This window comes from Thalassobacillus sp. CUG 92003, assembly GCF_013618635.1.
Lineage (GTDB): Bacteria > Bacillota > Bacilli > Bacillales > Halobacillaceae > CUG-92003.
In genome coordinates this window covers 388,598-412,795 of the sequence record NZ_JABLSJ010000003.1, presented here as the reverse complement: position 1 = coordinate 412,795, position 24,198 = coordinate 388,598, and the positions used below count along the sequence as shown (strand labels likewise).

The 24,198-nt window shown below is 42.3% G+C and carries 19 protein-coding genes, 1 pseudogene and 2 riboswitches; of the genes and pseudogenes, 16 read left to right on the top strand and 4 right to left on the bottom strand.

Features of this window, described 5'->3' with window-relative positions:
- Window positions 1-25 precede the first annotated feature (25 nt).
- From HOP45_RS06695 to HOP45_RS06680, 3 genes are all read right to left on the bottom strand, one after another.
- Window positions 26-2,560 (bottom strand): ABC transporter permease, encoded by a 2,535-nt coding sequence (locus HOP45_RS06695; RefSeq protein ID WP_181348137.1) that lies wholly within the window; start codon window positions 2,558-2,560, stop codon window positions 26-28.
- Window positions 2,557-3,333, bottom strand: coding sequence for an ABC transporter ATP-binding protein (locus HOP45_RS06690; protein WP_255437507.1), 777 nt, complete (start codon window positions 3,331-3,333; stop codon window positions 2,557-2,559). Before HOP45_RS06690 ends, HOP45_RS06695 begins: the two co-directional genes overlap by 4 nt.
- A 251-nt stretch (window positions 3,334-3,584) precedes the next feature.
- On the bottom strand, window positions 3,585-3,749 hold the full coding sequence (locus HOP45_RS06680; RefSeq protein WP_181348136.1) for an N-acetylmuramoyl-L-alanine amidase CwlD: 165 nt from the start codon (window positions 3,747-3,749) through the stop codon (window positions 3,585-3,587).
- Between the two features lie 588 nt (window positions 3,750-4,337).
- On the opposite strand from HOP45_RS06680, the pseudogene HOP45_RS06675 reads away from it, so the two are divergent.
- The 10 genes and pseudogenes from HOP45_RS06675 to HOP45_RS06630 form a co-directional block, all read left to right on the top strand.
- Window positions 4,338-4,915: pseudogene (locus HOP45_RS06675) on the top strand (NAD-dependent epimerase/dehydratase family protein); the annotation flags it as partial.
- 543 nt (window positions 4,916-5,458) lie between these two features.
- Window positions 5,459-6,439: a tripartite tricarboxylate transporter substrate binding protein gene (locus HOP45_RS06670; RefSeq protein ID WP_219914501.1), complete on the top strand. Its 981-nt coding sequence runs from the start codon at window positions 5,459-5,461 to the stop codon at window positions 6,437-6,439.
- A gap of 132 nt (window positions 6,440-6,571) precedes the next feature.
- Window positions 6,572-7,084 carry a tripartite tricarboxylate transporter TctB family protein gene (locus HOP45_RS06665; protein WP_181348135.1) on the top strand — a complete coding sequence of 171 codons (513 nt, stop codon included), beginning with the start codon at window positions 6,572-6,574 and terminating at the stop codon, window positions 7,082-7,084.
- Between the two features lie 75 nt (window positions 7,085-7,159).
- Window positions 7,160-8,644, top strand: a complete 1,485-nt coding sequence (locus HOP45_RS06660) for a tripartite tricarboxylate transporter permease (RefSeq protein WP_181348134.1) — start codon at window positions 7,160-7,162, stop codon at window positions 8,642-8,644.
- 21 nt (window positions 8,645-8,665) lie between these two features.
- Window positions 8,666-10,093 (top strand): NAD(P)H-dependent oxidoreductase, encoded by a 1,428-nt coding sequence (locus HOP45_RS06655; RefSeq protein WP_181348133.1) that lies wholly within the window; start codon window positions 8,666-8,668, stop codon window positions 10,091-10,093.
- A 341-nt stretch (window positions 10,094-10,434) separates the two neighbouring features.
- A complete protein-coding gene (locus HOP45_RS06650) occupies window positions 10,435-11,079 on the top strand; it encodes a GntR family transcriptional regulator (protein ID WP_255437506.1) in 645 nt (214 codons plus the stop codon).
- 16 nt (window positions 11,080-11,095) lie between these two features.
- A complete protein-coding gene (locus tag HOP45_RS06645) occupies window positions 11,096-12,118 on the top strand; it encodes a zinc-dependent alcohol dehydrogenase (protein ID WP_181348132.1) in 1,023 nt (340 codons plus the stop codon).
- A gap of 24 nt (window positions 12,119-12,142) precedes the next feature.
- Window positions 12,143-13,426, top strand: coding sequence for a 3-oxo-tetronate kinase (otnK, locus tag HOP45_RS06640; protein WP_181348131.1), 1,284 nt, complete (start codon window positions 12,143-12,145; stop codon window positions 13,424-13,426).
- Window positions 13,416-14,018, top strand: a complete 603-nt coding sequence (locus HOP45_RS06635; RefSeq protein ID WP_219914500.1) for a class II aldolase/adducin family protein — start codon at window positions 13,416-13,418, stop codon at window positions 14,016-14,018. The genes otnK and HOP45_RS06635 overlap by 11 nt, the downstream gene beginning before the upstream one ends.
- 922 nt (window positions 14,019-14,940) lie before the next feature.
- Entirely contained in the window at window positions 14,941-16,167 is a 1,227-nt protein-coding gene (locus tag HOP45_RS06630; protein ID WP_181348129.1) for a DUF819 family protein, read from the top strand.
- Between the two features lie 569 nt (window positions 16,168-16,736).
- On the opposite strand, the gene HOP45_RS06625 is transcribed toward HOP45_RS06630, so the two are convergent.
- A complete protein-coding gene (locus HOP45_RS06625; protein ID WP_181348128.1) occupies window positions 16,737-17,213 on the bottom strand; it encodes a hypothetical protein in 477 nt (158 codons plus the stop codon).
- Between the two features lie 261 nt (window positions 17,214-17,474).
- Between HOP45_RS06625 and HOP45_RS06620 the strand changes: the two genes are divergently transcribed.
- From HOP45_RS06620 to HOP45_RS06595, 6 genes are all read left to right on the top strand, one after another.
- Window positions 17,475-18,299, top strand: coding sequence for an STAS domain-containing protein (locus HOP45_RS06620; RefSeq protein ID WP_181348127.1), 825 nt, complete (start codon window positions 17,475-17,477; stop codon window positions 18,297-18,299).
- Between the two features lie 500 nt (window positions 18,300-18,799).
- Window positions 18,800-18,911: riboswitch (TPP riboswitch) on the top strand.
- Window positions 18,912-19,050: 139 nt separating this feature from the next.
- Window positions 19,051-19,155, top strand: a riboswitch (TPP riboswitch).
- Window positions 19,156-19,242: 87 nt separating this feature from the next.
- Window positions 19,243-20,532 carry an acetylornithine deacetylase gene (locus tag HOP45_RS06615; RefSeq protein WP_181348126.1) on the top strand — a complete coding sequence of 430 codons (1,290 nt, stop codon included), beginning with the start codon at window positions 19,243-19,245 and terminating at the stop codon, window positions 20,530-20,532.
- Window positions 20,532-21,218: a thiaminase II gene (gene tenA / locus HOP45_RS06610; RefSeq protein WP_370457966.1), complete on the top strand. Its 687-nt coding sequence runs from the start codon at window positions 20,532-20,534 to the stop codon at window positions 21,216-21,218. The genes HOP45_RS06615 and tenA overlap by 1 nt, the downstream gene beginning before the upstream one ends.
- Window positions 21,219-21,288: 70 nt before the next feature.
- Window positions 21,289-21,867 carry an ECF transporter S component gene (locus HOP45_RS06605; RefSeq protein ID WP_181348124.1) on the top strand — a complete coding sequence of 193 codons (579 nt, stop codon included), beginning with the start codon at window positions 21,289-21,291 and terminating at the stop codon, window positions 21,865-21,867.
- Window positions 21,868-21,880: 13 nt separating this feature from the next.
- Window positions 21,881-23,350, top strand: coding sequence for an ABC transporter ATP-binding protein (locus HOP45_RS06600; RefSeq protein ID WP_181348123.1), 1,470 nt, complete (start codon window positions 21,881-21,883; stop codon window positions 23,348-23,350).
- Between the two features lie 12 nt (window positions 23,351-23,362).
- A complete protein-coding gene (locus HOP45_RS06595) occupies window positions 23,363-24,166 on the top strand; it encodes an energy-coupling factor transporter transmembrane component T family protein (protein ID WP_181348122.1) in 804 nt (267 codons plus the stop codon).
- The last annotated feature ends 32 nt before the right edge of the window (window positions 24,167-24,198 follow it).

Sequence of the window (24,198 nt, the reverse complement as noted above, 5' to 3'; positions counted from 1 at the left end):
CGGCCCAGGTGCAGCGACCTTCGCATCAGCTGTCTCCGCTCACCAGCTTGAGTACAGGTACCCGGGAGACCCGGAAAGCGGGCCACGCTGCAGCGAGCACGCCCGCTGCGACTGCGACGATTAGCGTCACTGCCAGACGGAGCCAGGGTACGATGACGGCCGGGATCTCCGCGCCTCCAGTAACATCGATCATCGCCCAGCCGTAGCCGGCTCCGACGGCGATACCGATCGATGCTGCAACGAACGACAGGATTGCCACCTCGAGCTGCACGATGCGACGCAGCTCCCGCCGAGACGCCCCGACCGCTCTTAGCAGCCCAATCTCTCCAGAGCGTTCATTGATCGCGAGCGCCGTGGTGTTGGCAATTCCAAGAAGCGCGATGAAGCTCGCCAGAATGAGCATCCCGTCGATGAAGTTCCCGAACTTAGCGATCTCGCTCCCGCTGCTGGCGACGTGTTCTTCCCGGGTCGCCAGGAACGACCCGGGCGTATCTCGGACCAGGGCACTTACGTCTTCCTCGGCGTCCGCCACCGCTCCGTCAGCGAGGTCGACGAACACCTGTGCATCGAGCAGACGACCGACCGAGGCTTCGAGTGTCGCCGCGTCGACGAAGTAGGCAGGGGCTTCGAAACCACCAGTGCTCCTCGCGACCACGGCAACGATCGGCGCTTCAATGGTCGATCGTTCGAACTCGATCTCCAGGGTTTCGCCAAGCAGCGACGGGTCGTCACCGACCACGGCCACGCCTCCCGAGCTTAGATCGGCGAGGTCGCCAGCAATCGGGTCGAGGTCGAACATAGTGGGCAGGGCCGTCGGATCAATGCCGCCGATCGCCTGGGCTTTCTCTTCCACGATTCCTTCGGTTTTCTTCAGCGCAGTTACCGCGTCTACGTCGGGCTGTTCTGCTATCCGACCGGCCAGGGTGGGGTCGATCGTCGAGAAGTCGGGGGTCGCCGACGTGACCACCAGGTCCGCCTGCAGCCCGTCATGAACGTCCGTTCCCACCGCGCTCGTTAATGAGCTCGCGAACATCGCGAACATCGTCACCATCGCGGTTCCGAGCATGATCGCGAGGGCCGTCGATGCCGATCGACGGGGGCTCGCAGCCAAGTTGCCCGCTGCGATTGAGCCAGAAACACCGGCGGCGCGGCGGGCCGCCGGAGAGCTCCAACGTGCTGAAGCTATCACGATCGCTGGGCCGCACAGCACGAGCGCCGGGATAATGGCAGCAGCGAGCATGAGCCATACTGGGTTCGAGCTCACCACAGCCACAGCTCCGCCAACGATCGCCGCCGCGGCGAGCACGAGTCCGCTTGCAGTCCTTGCCCGGCTCACGACCCGGGGTTCCGCCGCGCTCTCGCGCAGCGCCTCCATCGGTGATGTCGCCGCCGCGCGGCGAGCCGGGATCCATGCCGAGAGGATCGTTGCGCCGATACCGACGGTCGCGGCGATCGCGATCGAGGTCGGGCTCACGATCGACGGCCCGGTGATCAGGCTGATTCCGGTGAGTCCGACGACCCAGCGCAGCGCGCCCACTCCCGCGACCCCGCATACGAGGCCGACGAGCGTGGCGATCGTTCCGATGAACGCCGCCTCAATCACCACTCCGCCGAGCACTTGGCGTCGTTCCGCACCGATCGCACGCAGCAGTCCCGACTCCCGCCGGCGGCGGGCGACGGTGAGCGTGAACGTGTTGAAGATGATCGTCACGCCGATCAGAACCGCGACCACGGCGAAGGCAAGGAGGAACACGTTCAGGAACTGCAGCGGTGACGTCGCGGCGTTCTGCATCGTCCGGATGTAGTCGGATCCATCGACGACCTTGGCATCGGACAGCGCCGACAGTTGGCCGAGCACCTCGGTGCGGTCGGCACCCTCCGCGATGTCAACGAGCACCTCGGTCGGCGCCGCCATGTCGAGCCAGGCGGACCCCGCTCCGTCGGGCAACAGAACCGTTCGCTCCAGCGGTGCCGCGTCCGCCGACGCGAACGTTGCGATACCGGTGATGGTCGCGTCGTGCATCCCCGTCGCGGTCAGGACCTGTACGACATCACCCGGAGCCACGCCTGCGTCATCGGCGAGCGAGCGATCGATCACGACCTCTCCGACCTCAGTCGGTGGTCGCCCGCTCTCGAGCTGGAACGGATTGAACTCCGGGTTGGCGACCCAGTTGCGACCGACGTCGCTCGCTGTGCCGGTTCCGACCGGCGATCCGTCGACGACCAGCTTCGCGAAGCCTTTCCATTGCGAGGCGGCCTCCTCGACGCCGTCGACCGCAGCCACGCGCTCAGTCATATCGGGATCCAGTGATCGCCGAACCGACCTGACAGGATCACCCGGTCCTCCGCCGGGTTCACCGAGGGAAACGCCCTGCACCACGGCGTCCGTCCCGGCCAACGCTTCGGCGATATCGCTGGCCGCTCGACCGCGCATCGAGTCGGACAGCACCAGCGTTGCGACGAGGAACGCCACCGACAGCGCGATCGCCGTGCCCGTGAGCAGGAACCGACCCCGACTCGCGAGCACGCTTCGGACCGCGCTCCGCACCATCTGGCTCATCGTCCCAGCCCTTTCATGACGTCGAGCACCGTATCGGCCGACGGGCTATCCATCACGTCGTGCACTCTGCCGTCGACGACGAACACGACGTGGTCCGCCCAGGCAGCGGCGTTGGGATCGTGCGTGACCACCACGATCGACTGATGATGCTTGTCGACCGCTGATCGCAGGTACCCGAGGATTTCCTGTCCGGACCGGGTGTCGAGGTTGCCGGTAGGCTCGTCGGCGAACACCACCTGTGGCCGGGCGACCAGCGCCCGGGCGACGGCGACGCGCTGTTGTTGTCCGCCCGAAAGCTCCGCCGGCCGATGATGCATGCGATCACCGAGGCTCAGCATCGACACGACCTGATCGAGCATTCCATCGCTCGGCTGGCGTCCCGACAACGTTAAAGGCAGGCAGATGTTCTCCTTGACCGTGAGGGTCGCAACGAGATTGAACGTCTGGAACACGAACCCGATCCGTTCTCGGCGCAGTTTGGTCAACTCACGGTCGTCAAGGGTCGACAGATCGGTGCTGCCGACAAATGCGCGGCCCGACGTCAATTGATCCAGCCCGGCGGCGCAGTGCATCATCGTCGACTTGCCCGAACCCGACGGCCCCATCACAGCTGTGAACTTCCCCGCCGGGAACGCGATGGTGACGTCGTCGAGCGCAACGACGGCTGACTCGCCAGAGCCGTATCGCTTAACTGCGCCGTCGAGCATGGCCGCAGCGTCATCAGAGTTGGCTAACAGGGCGCTACCGGACTGCCGTTTATAAGGTAATCCCATGATTCCACCTCCAAACCTGATTACTACATATTGTAATCGTCGACTTGCCCGAGCCCGACGGGCCTATCACAGCCGTGAACTTCCCCGCTGGGAACGCGCTGGAGACGTCGTCGAGCAAGGACGCAGCGTCATGATGCCCAGAGGGAATGGTCAATAAAGGCATAAATAAGATATTGTTCATTTTAATTGCTCCTTTTGAATTAATTTAAAATCCTAACCAAAGTATATCCACTACCTTTAAACTCCCTTATTCAAAACAATAAACAGTTGTTAAACAACTGTTTATTGTTTTGTAAACAGCTTTCTGACAAAGGGCGCATATCAATAATGATTTCAAAATCCTGTAAACTATTTCCTACAGCTCTAGGATTTCTTCCACCATGTCCTGGGTCCAAAATAACTTTCAGTTTGGCCATTTACTGATCCCCTCGCCGGGATTCACGTAATTGGCAATCTTAGGTTTTTCCTTCTTAATAATTTAGTAATCCTTTATTCCTTCTTTATAAGAACTTTAGAACTCTCATATATACTGTGTCTTGTCTTAAAAAAATGATTAGGAGGAATTTATATGGAAGAGTCAATGTCGATTATGTTTACAATAGAGGCATGGTATGTGTTAGTTCCATAGATGATGATCAACAAATTGCTGAATTAATAGAGGTGTACTTGAAAAACGAAGGGTATGTAATCGATAAAGCTTCGGGATGGTGTGGAGGCTTTTCAAATGTTTGAGCACTCTTCTTTTGACCGGATTATATTAGATATGATGTGGTCAAACATGGATGGACTTTAGTTCTGTAAAAACGTGCGGGAAAATAGTCAGATTCCTATTCTGATGGTTAGTGCAAAGATGGAGGATATGCAATCAGTATTGTGAACAAAGATGAAGTAGATTCATTTATTCATAATGTTGGAGAACGTTACAAGGATAAGACAGGCATTGAGGTTGATTTTTACGTCGTAGCAATCGGAAATGGAGCAAAACGATTGGAAGGAGAGAGGGTATGACGGTTCTAGTATGTGGAGGAGCAGGATATATTGGAAGCCATGCAGTTGCTCAACTTCTCGATCGCAACGAAAAAGCGGTCGTAGTGGATAATTTACAAAACGGACATGAAGAGGCGATTTTGGACGAGGTCACTTTTTTAACGGTGATTTGCGTGATCCATCATTTCTCGATCGCGTGTTTCAAGAAAACGAAATTCACTCAGTCATACACTTTGCAGCAGACTCGCTTGTCGGAGAGAGTGTAAAAGACCCTTTACAATATTATGATAACAACGTTTACGGTGCCACCTGTCTTTTGAAAGCGATGGCAAGACATGATGTGAAACGGATAGTTTTTTCTTCAACAGCCGCCGTTTATGGTGAGCCAGAGCAAGTACCAATTCAAGAAGACGACCGGGTTGTACCAACAAACCCGTACAGAACAAGCGGGATTAAACATGTTGTGCTTCGATACTTTAATGTGGCAGGTGCTCATCCGGATGGCAGGATTGGGGAAGACCATCGTCCTGAAACACATTTGATTCCGATTGTATTACAAGTGGCCCAAGGGAAACGTGAGAAGATCATGATTTTTTTAAAATGAAGACTAGGCTAGATTTTTTTCCAAGTCTATCAAACCATACGGGGGCTTCATGAATAAATTTCTAATACGCAAGATGTCGGGAGAAAACTTTCATTTCAGATTAGCGTTGGCATGATGTACTTTCGTTTAGAAACCTAATTTAAAGGGCTTTAGCAGGCCAGAATCAAATAAAATTAATCAAATACAATATTATTTGAATGCCACTCAATCAGTTGATGAACTTTTGAGTGGCTTTTTTACGTGTCTCTACACTATTTTATAGGTTTTCCCCTTTAGGTTTGGTACATGAATATATGTTAAGGTAATGAATTTGTCATTAACGCATTATTACAATTTATATTTAAATATTTTTAAAATTGTGAAAATCATTGACAAATGATAGCGCTTTCTTTAAGATCTAACTTAGATTTAAGTTAGATCTAAGTTTAATGAAAGGAAATAAAGGAGGTTTTGAATGTTCGTCGTTGCAGGGAGAAAGAATTTGGCTGCTTCTAGCAAAGAATTTGATAACAAATTATAAGGAGAGGGTTGATTATGTTAAGAAATAAATTCATTAGTATCATTGCACTGATGATGGTCTTTCTTCTCGTAGGTTGTGGGAATTCCTCGGAAGAGAGTGCCGGAAAATCTGATGAAAATTATCCATCGGGTAATATGAAGTTTCTAGTTGCTGCTGGAGCGGGTGGTGGTACTGATAATTTTGCAAGACAAGTCCAACCAATGTTGGAAGAAAATTTGGGCACAACAATTAGTGTAGTTAACTTACCGAGTGCTTCTGGGGCACAGGCTCATAAAAGAACGGCCAACAGTGAAGGTAATGGGCTTACGTTAGACTTTGCATCCTCCACCTATATAACTTCACTAGCAGCAGGGCAAAACCCAACTGGACTAGAACAACTTACTCCTGTTGCTCGTATGCAATCTGATGTTATGACATTGATCGTAAATCCTAATAAGTATAAAAACTTTGATGAGTTTTATGAGCATGCTAAAAATAATCCCGAAGACGTAACAATTGGAGGGACTCACGCTGCCAGTCCTGATAAAATGGCTTTTCTAGAATTCAAAGATGCTACTGGATTGGATTTGAATTTTATTCCTTATGATGAACAAGGAAGCGTCTCATCTAATGTATTAAGTGGGAATATCGATGGCATGTTCGGAGAAATAAGCTCAATCCTTGGTTATATGGAATCCGGTGAAATGAAACCAATACTTATATTTGCAGAAGAACGTCTTAAAGATTTTCCTGAAATTCCAACCACAGTTGAAAAAGGATGGGATTTGACAAATGGAAATGAAAGAGGGGTATTTGTTAGTGCAGATACACCTGATGAAATTGTTAGTAAAATTGAGCAAGAATTAAAAAATATATATGATTCCGATAAGTATCAAGAATATGAGAAGAAAACTAACTTGGATTTTAGAGAAGGATGGCTTGGAAGTGAAGAATATCGTGAAAAACTTGAGAAAGACTTAGATAAATATAAGAAGTTACAAAAAGAGAACAAGTAATTTCAGACAAATGATTTGGGATCACCTCTCAATAGATTGTTAATCAATGGTGCTTTTTGGGAGGTGATTCAGAATCGAATGAACACTGAAAAACAAAATTTTCTGCTTTATTAAAAGTGCAGGTGAATACTAATGAGAAGAAATCTTTATGCTTTTGCAATATCAATTTTTTTAATTTCTCTATTTTTTTTAGTACAAACTATACAACTGCCGGGGTCTAGTGAAGTTTCCACCTTAATAGGTCCGCGGTTTTGGCCATTGATTTTGGTGGTTTCGCTAATCTTTTTATCTTTATCCCTTCTAATTGGAACATTTATCTCAAATAAAAGGGAGGAAAATAATATAAGCGAAGAAGCAAAACCAGATCAGTTAATCGATAGATATGGTGCAGAAGGTAGTAAGAGTAACGCGTATGATCAACGATTTATTACGAAACACAGACATTGGATTTTGTTAGTTGTAACTATACTGTACACATTTTTAATGAATATAATTGGATATTTATTTGCAACCATAATTTTTATTGCTATTTGTTCAATCGTTTTGGGTATGGGCAAAAAAATCCATGTGCTGATTACTTTGGTTTCTGGGGTTGTATTAATAGTAGTAGTTTTTGATCAATTATTAAATATTCCATTACCTTAATTCCTTTAATGATTTTTATCGTTAAATAGAAGACTTTATATAAAGCGTAAAATTGAGAATGGGGACGGTAATTTTATGTTGGATAGTTTGCTAAATGGGTTTTTAACAGTTACGGAACCTATGAATCTATTACTGCTTTTTTCGGCTGTTTTTATCGGGTTTTTGGGGGGCGCGTTACCAGGGATTAGTGGTGTCATATTGGTGGTGATTTTACTTCCCGTTACATATGGAATGGACTCCACAAGTGCATTTATGTTACTTACAGCAATTTATGGTGCTACAGTATTTTCTGGGTTAATAACTTCAATTTTGTATCGAGCACCAGGTACGCCAGAAGCTGTGATGACAGCGCTAGATGGATATCCGATGACTCAAAGGGGTGAAGCAGGAAAGGCTTTAGGGATAGGGATCTTTAGTTCAGTCCTTGGGGGGACTGTAGGGACTATTGTTTTAATTATTTTCACTCCACTGTTAGCTTCGGTTGCCTTGCAATTTTCATCGCCTGAATTTTTTGGGTTGGCAGTGTTGGGTTTAACTGTTGTAGCTTCGTTAGGAGGAAGATTAATACTTGGTCTAATTGGAGTCATGCTAGGGCTATTTATTGCAACCATTGGAATTGACCCACTTACAGGAACGGAACGGTTTACATTTAACAGCCTTAATTTATCTGCCGGAGTTGAACTTATACCGGTAATTGTCGGACTTTTTGCAGTTTCTGAGGTCTTAAAAAAAGCAAAAGAAAATGATACTGAAAAAGAAATTACGAAAGTTAAAATTAAAATTTTTGATTCTTCAATTTTCAGGAAAATTCGGTTCACCCTAGCTAGATCATCTATATTAGGGGTAGCCATAGGTATTCTGCCAGGTATAGGCGCTAGTACTGCAGCAATGGTTAGTTATAGTGAAACAGTTAGGTGGTCTAAACATCCAAAGAAATTTGGAAAAGGAGTTCCTGAAGGAATCGCCGCTCCTGAAGCTGCAAATAACGCTGCAGCAATGGGAGCATTGGTACCTTTGTTCGCATTGGGGATTCCGGGTAGCGGAACAACAGCTATTATACTTGGAGCTTTTGTAATGCATGGTTTGCAACCTGGCCCGACTTTTATGACAAATAATAGTGAATTAATATATGCAGTATTTGTAGGGTTGTTTATTGTAAACATTTTAATTCTTTTGTTTTCAAAGCCATTTATTAGGATGTTTTCCAAGCTGCTAAATATTCCATATGCTTCATTGGGACCTATCATTATTATATGTTGTATTGTTGGTACTTTTTCAGTTAGAAATTCTATGTTTGATGTTTGGCTTATGTTAGGTTTCGGGGTTCTAGGTTACTTCCTTGAGAAAATAGACTTCCCTTTAGTTGCAATTATATTAGGGTTAGTATTGGGACCGATTGCTGAAAGTGAGTTAAGACGCTCGCTTGCATTGTCCCAAGGGGATTTTTCAATCTTCTTTATAAGACCAATTAGCGCATCTCTAATTTCTGTAGCTATCTTATTAGTATGTGCTGTAATTATTAGCCCAATTATTAAAAAAAGAAAAGCTCAAAAATTATAAATAATATAGGAGGAAAAAAGTATGATATATCAACATTTATTCCGTCAAGCACATAAAGAAAAAGGTGTAGTGCATACTGCCGTAATTGGCACAGGTCATTTTGGAAAAGCAATTGTAACTCAAGCTAAATACAATCAATTTGTAAATGTCAATGTCGTAATGGACAAAAATTTAGAGTCTGCACGCAATGCATTTATAGATGCGAATATCGAGGATAAAGAGATATATTATTGTGATAATCTATCAGATGCCAAGAAGCATTTTGACGAGGGCGGCTATATATATACCGACAAATTTGAAGTAATCTTAGGATTAGATGATATTGATGTGATTTGCGAGGGAACTGGGGTACCTGAAGTTGGTGCGCAACATGCTAAACTAGCAATTGAAAATGGTAAACACGTCGCTATGGTTAATAAAGAAACTGATTCTGCTATTGGTCCTGTTCTTAAGTACTTAGCTAATGAAAAAGGTGTAATATATACACCTGTTGATGGTGATCAGCATGGTTTGTTGATGTCTCTATATGAATGGGCAAGGGAAATTGGATTGACAGTCGTATCTGGTGGTAAAGCTAGGGATGGTGAATTTATTTATGATGAAAAGAATCAATCAGTATATATTGAGGCTGATGGAATTACCGTACATGAAACCACCTCAGTATCCATATCAGATGATGATGCAAAGTACCTTAAAAAAATTCCAAAGGGTCACGTGACGGAATATATTAAAAAACGGGAAGAAATTCTAAAATCCTTACCTGGTGCAGGGGCTTTTGATTTATGCGAACTCACAATAATTGTTAACTCCACAGGTTTAAAGCCCGATGTATCAGAATTAAATAAAGCAGCTCTGAAAATTTCAGAGCTACCTATTGCATACGCGAGTCATACTGATGGGGGAATATTTTCTGAAGAAGGTATTATTGATTTGTTCACATGTTTCCGAAGAGAGGACGAAGCTGGTATGGGTGGCGGCGTCTTTATAGTTGTAAAATGTGATAATGCCTACTCTAATTACATTCTTACCACTAAGGGACAAATTCCAAATTATGATCGTTCTACTGCTGTTATATACCGCCCATATCATTTGTGTGGTATTGAAACTTCAATATCAATTGCCTCTGCGGGATTACTTAATATAAGTACTGGGTCGTTAGATTATCAACCTAAATATGACCTCATTAAAAGAGCCACAAGAGACATTAAGGCTGGGGAAACTTTTGGAAATGATCATGATTTGTCTCTGGAAGGATTAATAGCTCCGGCTAAAACAATGGAAAGCAACCATCCAGTTCCCGGTCATTTGATCACATACCAACAGGCAAAAGTGGACATACAAAAGGGAGAAATTATCACGTATGATAAAGTGCGAACCCCCCATAATTCAACGTTGTGGGAACTGAGAGAAAGTCAGGATGAAATTTTTCTATCGAGTGAGGAAAGTTAATATAACCCTTTTGAGAATTATATTATAAAAAAGTTTAGAAGCAGACGGAGAAGATTCGAAGTTAGTAAAAAATAACTTCCTGAAGCAACTAGTTTATGTTTAGCTGCCCGGCAGTATTATATTTAACATAAGGAAATTAAATAAAGAATGAGAAGGCTCGCCAAGCCTTCTCATCAAATTATTTGCAGTGGTCTAAAGAATTTATTATTGGAGAGTACTATCTCTTTTATAGTTGGGGGGGGAGTATAGTTCTTATTTTGATGTGTTTAATAAAGTTATAGCTTTTGACCGACTATTCTGTATGATTTTAACCGTCCTTGACAATGAGGAGGCAGTATTAATTGAAACTAGATCCAAATACTAAATTGTTACTAAAAGATTTTGCATATGAAAAAATAAAAGAAGGTATTCTTCATGAAAGGTACAAACCTGGATCTTTCATTTCTGAGAAAGATTTAATTGAAGAATTAGAGATGAGTAAAACCCCAATTAAGTCAGCAATTGTCCGTTTAGAATCAGAGGGATTTGTTAAAGTGTCATCAAAGCGGGGCATAATCATAAATGATTTATCCATTGATCGCATTAATGATATTTATAATTTACGTATCGCTCTTGAGTCGTTTAATTGTGAGCAAATTTATAACAAAATAACGGGTCACGAGTTAGAAAGTATTGAAAAGAACCTTAATGATATGGAACAAATCGTGGAGGAATTAAATGTAACTGAATTTGCTAGGGTGGATCACGAATTCCATCGTATGATCAGTAAAATAGCTGGAAATGAAGAAATTCAACGAATATTAATAAATTATGGGGATCATTTGTTCCGTATCACGTTGAAACATCTAAATAGGGATCCAATCCGAATGAGACGATTTTATGAAGATCACATTTTAATATTTGATAAATTGAAAAATCACGATATTAAAAGTGCAAAAATGATGAGGAAGCATTTAGAGAATTCAAAATTAATATTATTTCAATAGTATTGGGGCGGAATATATGAATGCGGTTGTTATTAAAGACGTTGATCACGTTACTATAGAGAAAAAAACAGTTCCTAAGATCAGATCCGATGAGATTTTGATTAAAGTGAAGATGGCTGGAATTTGTGGTTCAGATATTCATACTTACAAAGGACTTCATCCATTTCGTAAACCTCCAGTATTAATTGGCCATGAAGTATCAGGTGAAGTTGTCGATCTAGGTTCTAGCGTCAGCGACTATGAATTGGGAGATAAAGTAACGGTTGAACCACAGTTAGGATGTGGGGAATGTGAATATTGTAAAGAACACATGCAAAATTTATGCACATCCCGTCAGGCTCCTGGTGTTGGTGAATGGGACGGAACGATGGCTGAATACTTTAAAGCACCTGCATCTTGCGTTATGAAGCTCCCAGAATGCATTAGTCATGAGGTCGGGGTTTTAGCGGAGCCATTAGCTGTTGCGATACATGCTGTAAACAAAGCGAATATACGTCCAGGTGAGGAAGTAGCAATATTAGGCGGAGGCTCGATAGGATTACTAACCCTAGCAGTTGCCCATGATAAAGGTGCCCAGCAATTGTTGGTAACTGATGTTCTCGACTACCCTTTAAATCTAAGTGAACAACTAGGTGCATCGTATACTATAAACGTGACAAACCATTCTAGTTGGCCAGAAGCAGCCATTAAAAAAACTGATGGTCTTTTTGACAAAGTAATTGTTACCAATAATGCGGACAATATTATTAATGAAGCACTGAGCATCACAAAAAAAGCAGGTAAAATTGTAACGGTGGCCATGTTTGAACAAAATCAAAATGTCAATATTCACAATTTACAAAATACAGAAAAAGAAATTATTGGTTGCATGACATATAATCATGAAGATTTTCTTGGAGCTATTCGCTTTATCCAAAAGGATCAAATTCCAATTAAAAATATTGTTTCTCACAACCTTCCTTATCATCAAGCACCTCAGGCTTTTCGGTTAGTTGACAGAAAGGAAGATAAATCTTTAAAAGTGCTACTCCATTTTTAAAATTCAAACAAGGAGAGGTTAAGAATGGGTGAAATTGTTTTAGGGGTTGTAGCTGATGATTTTACTGGAGCTAGTGATGCTGCTTCTTTTTTAGTTCAGCAAGGAGTAAAAACTTTATTGTTCAATGGTACACCGCAAGAACCATTGCCAATATCAAATGAAAAAATAGCTGTGGTCATAGCCCTGAAAACAAGAACCGAAGAAAAAAATAAAGCTATAGTTGAATCTTTAAGTGCATTTTCATGGTTAAAAGATAATGGGGCTAAACAATTCTATAGTAAGTATTGCTCTACTTTTGACTCGAATGAAACAGGAAATATAGGTCCTGTAATTGACAATTTTTTGGAGTACCAGAATATAAAATATACAATTATCGCCCCCTCCCTTCCTATTAATGGACGGATCGTAAAAAATGGTCACCTGTTTGTCCAAGGGGTTCCGTTGAACAAAACTCATATGAAGGACCACCCACTCACACCGATGTGGGATTCAGATTTAGAAAAATTAATAAGTCCTCAGGGAAAATATGAAAGTTTGAAAATTACAGAGGATATGTTATTTGCCAGCGATGAACAAATTTTTAGCTTAGTTGATGAGTTTGGTAGTGATAAAGATCATTTCTATGTTATACCCGATTATGTAAATGAGAACCATGGTGCGAGGATAGTAGAATTGTTTGGGGACTTACCTTTTTTAACTGGGGGGTCCGGTCTGGTGGGAAATCTTGGGCGAAAATACCGTAAGGAAGGCAAAGCCGTTTCAGAAGTAAACTATAGTTCAACCGAGGGGAAAGCAATTATTTTATCTGGAAGTTGTTCTGAAACAACACTTCAACAAGTTGAGAATTTCCAAATAAATGATGGGAACTCTATAAAGCTTGATGCAAATAAATTAATTGAAGGCACTCAGACGAAAGAACAAATATGGGAAGAGATATCCTCGAGTAAAGATGATGCAGCGCTAGTATATAGTTCTGACACACCAGAAAATGTAAAAAATGCACAAAGCTCAGGTGTTGAAAAAATATCAGAAATTCTTGAACAGACAACTGCTTATATTGCGAAAAGAGCAAAGCAGCATGGTTATAATCGTATTATAGTAGCGGGTGGCGAGACTTCAGGTGCTGTGACACAAGCTTTGGGTTATGATGCATATGTAGTGGGAGAAAGTATTGCAAGTGGTGTTCCTATAATGGTACCGCTTAATAATAAAAAACTTCGCTTGGTCCTAAAATCAGGTGATTTTGGACAGGAAGATTTTTTTATGAGAGCAGTCAATCTTACAAAGGGTGATTCGAATGACAGTTGAGCAAAAGCTGGAAAGTGCAATATGGATTGCCCAATCATTATTTGATAGAGGAAAAGCAACTGGTTCTTCCGCCAATTTAAGCTTTCGTGAGTATAATAAGATTTATATCACAGGAAGTGGTACTTGTTTTGGAGGTTTAACAAGAATGGATTTTTCTGTAATAGACATGGAAGGGAATCATATTGAAGGGAAAAAACCGAGCAAAGAATTATCGCTTCATAAAACTCTCTATGATAAGGATTCAGATATCCAGTCGGTGATCCATACTCATAGTTTTTATTCAGCCTTGTGGTCATGTTTAAATCATCAAAATGAAAATGATATTATTCCAGAATATACACCTTATTTACGAATGAAAATAGGAAAAATAGGTTTAGTTCCATATGCTCCTCCTGGGTCTACAAAGCTCTTCGAATATTTTGAAGAAAAAGTTAACGATAGTGACGGTTTTATTTTACAGAATCACGGACCTGTTGTAGGTGACAAGGATTTAATGTCTACTTTTTATGATTTGGAAGAGTTAGAAGATAGTGCTCGAATTGCTTGGGAGTTAAGGCATGAAAATGCTAATTTAATCAGTCAAATAAATTAGTTCCTTTCTTAAGTATTTTTTAAATTGGATGTTCAGGAGATATTCAATAAATATTTTCGTAGAGGACGTTTGATTTTGCGTAATTAGATATATTCGTATTCACACATAGGGGAATTTGCGGGGCTAACTGCAACATATTAAAAATGCATTCTACTCAACGGCTAAAGGTCCATTTCTTTTAGTGTGAAAATCTAGTCTCAAATGGGAGACTTGATATTACAATGTTCCTCTGTCAATGCCGCCCATTCATTCACCTAGTTAAGGAGACAACAATATATTCGCTATATTCGTCACGTCATTTTCCAAAACGAGGACCTTGCTGAAAGTAGCAAGGTCTGTTTTATGTGCAGGAGTTAATAAGTGATACTCTTTTCCTCGAACAATCACGTTTCCAATTGTTCAACCCTGCTTTGTAGAACACCCGCATAACCACACATATCTAACATCTGAAACCTCGGAAGAAAAACAATCTTTATGTAGAAACATATCTTCACGTAAAAGTAGGACAGTTCGCACTTGTTCACCATATTATCCAATCATACAAAATAAACTGCTGGACATACACCTACACCACTTCTTTTCCCATCTTTCAAATCGTAATTGAAGGCGTTAATGAATTATAGTATTATGAAAAAATATACATAATTTTGAATAAAATTTTTGATCTTCATTCAAACATCATCACGAAATAGCCTTACGCTATGAAAAAGGTGAAACAATGACGTTTGAAAGAAAACATCTCCCGAAGCATAAGAAAAATGGTGTGATCGGTCTTATTTGTGTGATTTGAGTTGAGCTGAAAGTTTCGGCATAATAGGCTCCAAAGATTTTACCAGCTTTTGCAGTATGCAATGTGAATCGGCGATTCCTGTTTGGGCAATAACCTCGCCATGCTTTTGAAAATATCAAAGAGGTGAATAAATTGGATAACACTTTAATATCGTCAGACAATACGTGGGCGCTCTGGTCGTTTCTGACAGGGTGGGCAGCAATCAGTATTTATTTGGAGCAAAAGTACAAATGGGCATCTAAAATTTCCGGAGCAATTATTGCATTAATCGGTGCTATGGTATTAGCCAATTTAAATGTTATACCGCTTGAGTCTAGTGTGTATGATGCTGTATGGAATTATGTTGTACCGTTGGCGATTCCGTTACTCTTATTTCAGGCGAATATTAAGAAGGTTTGGCAGGAAAGCGGACGTATGCTGACTATTTTCCTGTTAAGCTCAATCGGTACGGTTACTGGTACCATTATCTCATTTATGCTCTTAAAAGATGTGATTCCCCATCTGGATAAAATTGGTGGCATGATGGCAGGGTCCTATACGGGAGGTGGCGTGAACTTTGCAGCAATGGCCGCAAAATTCCAAACACCAAGTGATCTTGTTTCGGCTACAGTGGTTGCCGACAATATGATGATGGCTACCTTCTTCTTTGTTTTGATGGCCATTCCGTCATTTTCATTTTTCCGTGACAAATTCAAAACACCTCATATTGATGAGGTAGATGCGGGCTTTACTGGAGATGAGAGTGAAACGCAGGCAGCTTCTTTCTGGAAAGGAAAAGAAATATCATTAAAAGATATTGCTATCAGTGTGGCGAGTGCATTCGCCCTTGTTACAGTATCCTTTAATCTCGCAGATTTTTTTGCAGACATCCTTCCTGGTGATGAGGGTGTAAACATCATTTATCAGGTGTTGGGTGGTATCATTGGCGATCGTTATCTGATGCTTACGACCCTTACAGTGCTAGTAGTTTCATTGTTCCCCAGACAATTCGAAAGTATCAAAGGTACACAGGAGATTGGAACGTTCTTGATTTATCTATTCTTTGTAGTCATCGGGGTACCAGCTTCTATCGCAATCGTAGTAACAACATCACCTTTATTATTAGTTTTTGTTTTAATTATTGTTCTGATGAATGTGCTATTCTCTCTGGTATTAGGTAAACTATTTAAATTTAATTTAGAAGAAGCCCTTCTTGCAAGTAACGCAAACCTGGGAGGTCCCACAACAGCTGCAGCAATGGCGATTGCAAAGGGTTGGCATAAACTGATTGTGCCCATTCTTCTTGTTGGTACACTGGGGTATATAATTGGAAACTACATTGGCACAGGACTTGGATTCTGGTTTCAGAGTCTAATGTAATTCAGGTGAAGCCGGGTATCGTTAAGGTATTCTAAGTTAGGCGGTATCTTCGAGTGTAGAATGGATGCAGCAACTCAACGATTTGAACTCTCTTTGATTGTAGGAGGAGTAGCTGGAGGCATGTCTGGTGCAAAGTATAAGTCATTTAGTAAGTAAACAGCATACCTTTATATACTAACTGGAATCATAGGTTTTTTCTTTTTCCACTTTTTCTTTCAAGCCAACATGTGGTGGAGTATTCTTCTACCAGCACCATGTGTGTTAGTGGGAAGTTTAACATTGAAAGAAAACAATAATGATGAGGGCCCTCTTAATGAAAATACTATAATTTAATGAGATTTAAGCTCCTTGTGAAACGTTTCTGTTCCAAGGAGTTTTTTGCATGGAAGAAAGGCCAGGAGTACAGGAGGGTGGTTAAGGGGTAACCCAGACTTGCCCCGGTTGATCAACTTGAAATGCTAGTTTATTGGAGATGAGTAAACTATCCATTTTTAAAAAAATAGACGGTTCTCATGTGGCAGCCGTTTTTAAAATTGATGACTCTACCTCTGTGGTTAGGGCTTATCTCGTTAGTGATAAGCCCTAATTATTTCATGTTTATGGGAATAAAGGAGCCGTATGCCAATGATAAAACCCAAAACTAATATCAGCCAAAACTCTCCTGTTACAAGGGAGTATGAGAAATTTCTTTCGGCAATAGGATAGAATAGATGTGCACCATTTCCAAGAAAATCTATCAGGATCCCGCCCATCAATAACGTGCACATAATTCCGATCCATTGCTTAATAAAAGGTTCTGTCATTATTTTTCCCGTTAACAAAGCAACTCCTGCACCAATAAAGGGGACAAAAAAGAGCGAATGAGTAAATATAAATCCAAATAGTTTGGGAATGTCTAATGTAAACACCACTATACTGCCTAAAAGGATAATTAATAAGCGTCTTTTTATAGAATATTTATTACCAAAGAAGATATCTATTATTAAGGCTCCCGCTAGTGCATGGAGTGAGCTTGAAGGAATATGATCAATTATTAACTGCAGCATGTTTATTATCCTTCTTCCTTACATAAGAATGACCGTTGTATATAAACTTCTAATAAATCGAATGCTAATGATAAGGGAGGTTCATATTAATTATTTTCAATTGATTTTTACTTTATCTGTATCATCGAAAGGTAACTACTGAGCCTATGAAGAACTTACCCATTAAATGTTTTTCTAACACATACCCTCGTTAGAGCCCCTTCATTGTTTCTGACATCTATGAAATAATAGGTTTTATAAAGTAGAGAAAGGGGCCAGTCTATGGCACAGTCTTCTGGGTACTCCAAGCAATTTAAAGAATTTTATATGGAAAATAGTAAGGCCTTTGAACAAACGCTTTTATCGGAAGCGGTGAATGTTCAAGATAAGATTGATGAAATTATGCGAGTAGGGAATATCGATCTTGTTAACAATGCGCATACCTTAGTCATGTATATCATTAATGGGGAAGATGAGCATTTGAAGCAATTCGCTGAACAAGAAGGGATAGCCTGGGCCACGCATGCCATTGATCTATCATTCAAATTAGAATGGGTCCATTCTATACGTAGAACGTTGTGGTTATTTATTGAAAAATATTATAAGGGGAACGATAATAACGAAATAGAGGATTTTTTCCAGTTGGAAACTGAAATTAACAATCGGGTCGATGACTTTTTAAATACCTTTTTCATTCGTTATTCCACCTATAAGGATGCGTTAATTCAGACTCAGCAGCAGTTGGTTGAGAATCTTTCTGTACCCATTATTCCCATTAATGAGTCCATCTCCGTCCTTCCTCTCATCGGTACAATGGACCCTGATCGTGTAGATATTATTCAAGATAAAGTGTTAACGAAGGTTTCGGAGTTAGGCATAGCCACTTTGATTGTGGATTTATCTGGAGTTGCAAAGATGGAACGAGAATCTATCGTTGATTTAAAGAAGAGTATCGATGGTTTAAATATGATGGGCTGCAAAGCTGTCATTACGGGTTTAAGAAAGGAAATCGTACGAGAGGTACTGGACACCGGGCTTGCATTCAATCAACAGACCGAAACCTTAGCTACCCTGCAACAAGCGTTAAGCAAATATTTTCTTCCTTAGAAAAAGGAGGGAGCTCTTTCATAAATTGATGCATATTCGCTAGTATGCAAAAAAGCCTTCCCTATAAAAAGGAAGGCTTTCGATTTTTGTCGCGAATGTACCGACGACCACATTCGTCGTTTAGCATTTAAGCTTGTACTTCGTCTTATACAAATAGCTCATCGCCCTTAAACTATACACTATTTCTTCATGGTTAGCAATGAAGTTTTTTCAGAAACCGATTTAAATGAATATATGCCAAAGTTTATCTTGTTGGGTAAAGCCTAGACTTGCCGTAGTTATATATAAAGAACGCCGGGAGACTTGAGTCATTTGTTACCATGGGGGTCTTTCTATTAATTGTTTGAAACGTCCGGATTGCTGAAATGACAGACCTCAATAGCCACCTAAAGTAGTTTCGTCGGGGCAACCCAAAAATTGAAAAAAAGTGAAACAACAGTATAGACGATTGAATAAATATGATGTATGGTATTAATTAAATCATTACAAAACTTAATAGGAGAATTCACTAGGGGAGCCTTTGTTTTAAGGCTGAGATCAAAGTATAACTTTGGAACTCTTTGGACCTGTCCTGGCTAAAAAACCAGAAGAGGAAAGTGAAAGTGCATAAATGAATTATATTTTATCTTGCTAGTAATAGACATGTCACTTTTCTTTTCTGGAAAGTGACATTTTTTATGTCTAAAGAGTGCTACTATGAGACTGCGTTATCTATTACCCGTTCACTATGTTTAATTACAACTTAATAAGGATCCTTCACTGGGGGAGCCATGAAATGGCTGAGAGAAGCTTGGAGCTTTGACCCTTATAACCTGATCTAGATCATACTAGCGGAGGGAAGTGAAGCGAGTGGAATTTTTTTCTATTATCTATATTCCAAGGTATGAGCTCGCTCCTTCGCGTGAAGGGGCGGGCTATTTTATTTTAGAAAGGAGGAAGGATTATGGATAACAAGTTACATCGGTTATGTAATGAAGTGGAAGAAAGAGAAGGAGAAATTTTGACCCTATTGTTCGATTTGGTATCCTATCCAACTTTGAGTCCGCCCGCCAGAAATGCGGCGAATGCTCAAGAGTACATGGCCGATAGATTGAAAGGTATGGGCTTTTCAATCGACTCCTGGGATCTGTATCCCGGTGATCCTGTAGTTGTAGGTACTAAACGGGGAGAAGACGAGGAACAAGCGAAGAGTCTGATCATTAATGGCCATCTCGATGTAGCAGCCATCGAGGAAAATGAGCGATGGGATTATGATCCATTCGTATGTACGATAACGAAGGACAACGTATTCGGGCGCGGGGTAGCAGATATGAAAGGAGGCATGGCTGGGGCTCTCTTTGCATTGCAGGTGTTGCATGAAGCTGGTGTAGAACCTAGAGGAAATCTCTATTTCCAATCCGTTGTTGGGGAGGAGGTTGGTGAAGCAGGGGCTAAGTCTTGCTGTGAAAGAGGATATCATGCTGATTTGGCGTTAGTAGTCGATACAAGTGACTGTCATATCCAGGGCCAGGGCGGTGTAGTCACTGGCTGGATTATAATCGAAAGCGCAGAAACACTTCATGATGCCCAAAGGCGGTCGATCATCCATGCTGGCGGTGGTGTGCATGGAGCGAGTGCGATAGAGAAAATGATAAAAATCATTACTGCGTTGCAAGAATTGGAGCGGTATTGGGCGGTCACGAAATCGAGTCCTGGCTTTCCTTCCGGTTCCAATACAATCAATCCGGCTGTAATTGAAGGCGGCCGTCATGCGGCTTTCATTGCCGATCGCTGCTCGTTATGGATCACTGTACATTACTATCCGGAAGAACACCATGAAGAAGTAATCAGTGAGATAGAAGCGCACATTAATCATGCCGCAAAGGCAGACCCCTGGTTAAGAGATCATCCACCTCAATTTTCATGGGGAGGTAAGTCCATGATAGAAGACCAAGGTGAAATATTCCCTGCATTCACAGTGGACACCAGTCATGTCGGGGTTGAGATGCTGACAAACGCACATCAATGTATTCACCAAACTCCAGTTGACTATTCTATGTCTCCTACTGTTACAGATGGGGGATGGTTAGCGGAGGCCGGCATTCCTACTGTCCTGTATGGCCCGGGCGCCTTGGACCAGGCACATGCTATTAATGAGTCGCTGAACCGGAATCAGCTTCTACGCTTCACCAAAACAATGGTCACTTTTTTATATAACTGGTTTCAACATTCTGAGCGAAAGGATGATATATGATGTTTACCGATCGTCTTTATAATCAGGCTAAACCGATATGGGATGCCTATCTCGAACACCCTTTTGTAAAGGGCATTGGAGATGGGAGTTTAGAGCTTGAAAAATTCAAGTTTTTTATGGAGCAGGATTACTTATATTTAATAGACTATTGCCGGGTATTTGCGTTAGGAAGCGTGAAGGCAACTCGTTTAGATACTATGACAATGTTCGCTGATTTACTGCATTCTACCCTGAACGAAGAAATGGAGCTGCATCGAAACTATGCTGAAAAACTTGGAATAAGCAAGGAAGAATTAGAAAACACCGTACCTTCTTCTACACTTCTAGCTTATACGAGCTACATGCTGAACAAGGCCCATCAAGGATCGGAGGCTGAGGTGGCAGCATGCGTGCTTGCCTGTACGTGGAGCTACAATGTTATCGGGCAGGCACTGAACGAAAATGAGGGGGCCAGTGACCATGAATTCTATGGTGAATGGATAAAGACATACGCTTCGGACGAATTTACGGAGCTTGCGGAAGTAACGAAAAACCTGATGAACGAACTTGCGGATGATAAGCCAGAACGAGAAAAAGCTCACTTAGAAGAAATCTTCCTTCATACGAGTAAACTAGAATATTTATTCTGGGACATGGCTTACCACAAGAAAATGTGGCTGGACAATTCGGATCTACTGAACAACTGAAAGGTTTGGCTGACATGAACCTAAATAAATATTCATTTACATTCACTAAGCAAGGGAGATGGAGAAAAATATGGGAAAAGGGTTAAAGCTGTCAGATATTTTAGTAACCATCATTATCGCACTGATATTTGGGGTTATTTATAAATTGTGGGGACCGCTATATGGAGTGGTTGCTACATTGGGACTTCATCTGGAGCAGCTGCTTTATGGTATGTGGTTTATAGCGGCGGTCGTTGCTTATTTGGTCATACGAAAACCTGGCGTCGCTCTATTGGCAGAGGTTGCTGCTGCCCAGGGTGAATTTATTTTTGGAGGGGAGTGGGGAGTCGCTACTCTTATCTTCGGACTTGGTCAGGGACTTGCCGCTGAATTAATTTTCGCAGCGTTCCGTTATAAGCGTTATGACATGTTAATTGCATCTTTAGCAGGTATTGCAGCTGCGTTCGCTTCTCTCGGAATTGATTTTTATTACGGCTACATCGGGGACTTGGCACTTTGGAATATGCTGGTTTTATGTGGCACAAGAATAGCCGGAGCGGTTCTGATTTCAGGTGTTTTTTCTCATCTCCTTGTTCAATCATTAGAAAAGACAGGGGTTACGAACCTGGTTCGACCAGCTGCTAAAGAAGATTATCAGGCTTTAGGCTAACAGGGGGGATTAGATGACAACAATCGCTAGTATGACAAATATGCGGTTAAAGTTTCCCGGAGCGGAATCTTTATTGTTCGAGGACTTCTCCCTTTCTTTTGATAAGGGAGAGAAAGTATTGATACTTGGACCATCCGGTTCGGGTAAATCGACACTATTACACGTATTGACGGGGCTCATACCTCATGCGGTGGAAGTACCAATGAAAGCTGATGCACTCACTATTCCAGAATCCTGGGGGGTTTTATTTCAAGATCCGGATTCCCAATTTTGTATGCCTTACGTAGATGAGGAGATCGCATTTGTATTAGAAAATCTTCAAATTCCCCGGGAAAAAATGAAGCTTTATATCAACCATTATCTCGAGCAAGTTGGATTGGAATTTGCTGATACTCATACGAAAATCCAGACGTTATCCGGGGGGATGAAGCAGCGGCTGGCCATTGCCTCGGTACTCGCTCTGGAACCCGAGGTGTTATGTTTAGATGAGCCGACAGCCATGCTGGATCCGGAAGGTACTAAGCTGGTTTGGGACACGATCAAGAGTGTAGGAGAAGAAAAGACTGTAGTGATCGTCGAACATAAAATTGGGCAGGTGGTCGATTTTGTCGATCGGGTCATCCTTCTCGATGAAAATGGGACAATCATTGCTGATGGGCCAAAACAGACGGTGTTTGATCAACATAGCCACGTGCTTGTCGAACAGGGAATTTGGTATCCAGGCGTTTGGGAGGATTACATGCAGGAGAATGACAGACAGATGCCATCGCCGATAAATACAGCTCACGTGAAACCGGCTGTTCACTTATCCGATTTTTCAGCTTTTAGAGGAAAAGTTACAGCTCTCCATGTGGAAGAGGCTCGTGCATACCCAGGGGAGTGGGTAACGGTACTTGGCAAAAACGGGGGCGGGAAAAGTACGCTGCTTCTCGCCATGATGAATCTGATAAAGACCAGGGGCACTTATCACATTCTTGGACAAGATTATAAGCGGATCAAACATATGGCTGCGTATGTCAGCTTTGTCTTTCAAAACCCTGAATATCAATTTGTTACGAATTCAGTTTATGAGGAAATCGCATTCAGCCTTCATTTAGCGAAATGGGACCAGGAGGCTATTTCCCAGCGCGTCAACCAGATGATGACCATTTATCATCTGGAGGAGCATAAACACACCCACCCTTATCAGCTATCCATGGGGCAAAAGCGAAGGTTGAGTGTCGCTGCTTCGATTGTGAAAGAACAGCCCATTATCCTTTTGGATGAACCTACCTTCGGGCAAGATGCGAAAAACACATTTGCAATTTTAGAACAGCTCGAACAGTTGAGGGCTAAAGGGACTACCATTATTATGGTGACCCATGATCTGAATATAGTGAACTACTTTGCAACGAAAGTGTGGGAGATAGATCACGGGAAACGCGTCAAAGAATCTTCTGCTTTAAACTATATAGAAACATTACAACAAGCCGTTAATTCATAGGGGTGAGCAGCGATGCCAATGGACTTTTCTTACAAGGAAACATGGCTCCATAAAATTAATCCGAGCTTGAAATTACTCGTTATGGTTCTCATATTCATTCATCTGTTGCTGATTCATAATACGAATATCCTTATCAATTATATGATAGGAATGCTCGTACTCTACTTGTTCTTTACCGGTCACCCATGGAGGCGTCTATTGGTGATTTCTATTCCGTTTCTCTTCATTTTTCTTACCTCGTCCACATCGATGATATTCTTTGGGAAAGGGGAGATCACGTGGGCCGAGTGGGGACTGGTCCATATTACCGAAGAGAGTTTCTTCCGGGGGTTACATTTAGGCTTTCGCGGGATTATCTTTGCCGTATTAGGCATTGTTTTTGCCCTAACAACTAGGCCAGTGTTTCTCTTTTATTCCTTAATGCAACAATTAAAACTGAAACCGAAATATGCCTATAGCTTTATGGCCGCCATACGGTTGATTCCGTTGATGATTGAAGAGATGCAGACGTTGCATTATGCCCTGAAAGTACGCGGTGTTCAAGGAGAAAAAGGGGTAAGAGGGTTTTATAACAAACTTAAATCCTATTCCATTCCCCTTCTTTCTCAAAGTATCAGAAGAGCGTATCGGATTGCGGTAGCGATGGAAGCCAAGCGTTTTTCAATCCCCGGAAACCGAACGTATTTTTATCGGTTGGGTTTTTCTAAATTTGATGTTATTTTTCTGTGCTATCTTCTAGTCATCATTCCATTAGCTTATATTACAGCTAACCACTTTCCCTACTTTTCCATCACGGATGTTCGATTTGGCAGGTAGAAGGTCTTTTAAATCGGAGGTTGGCTTATTTG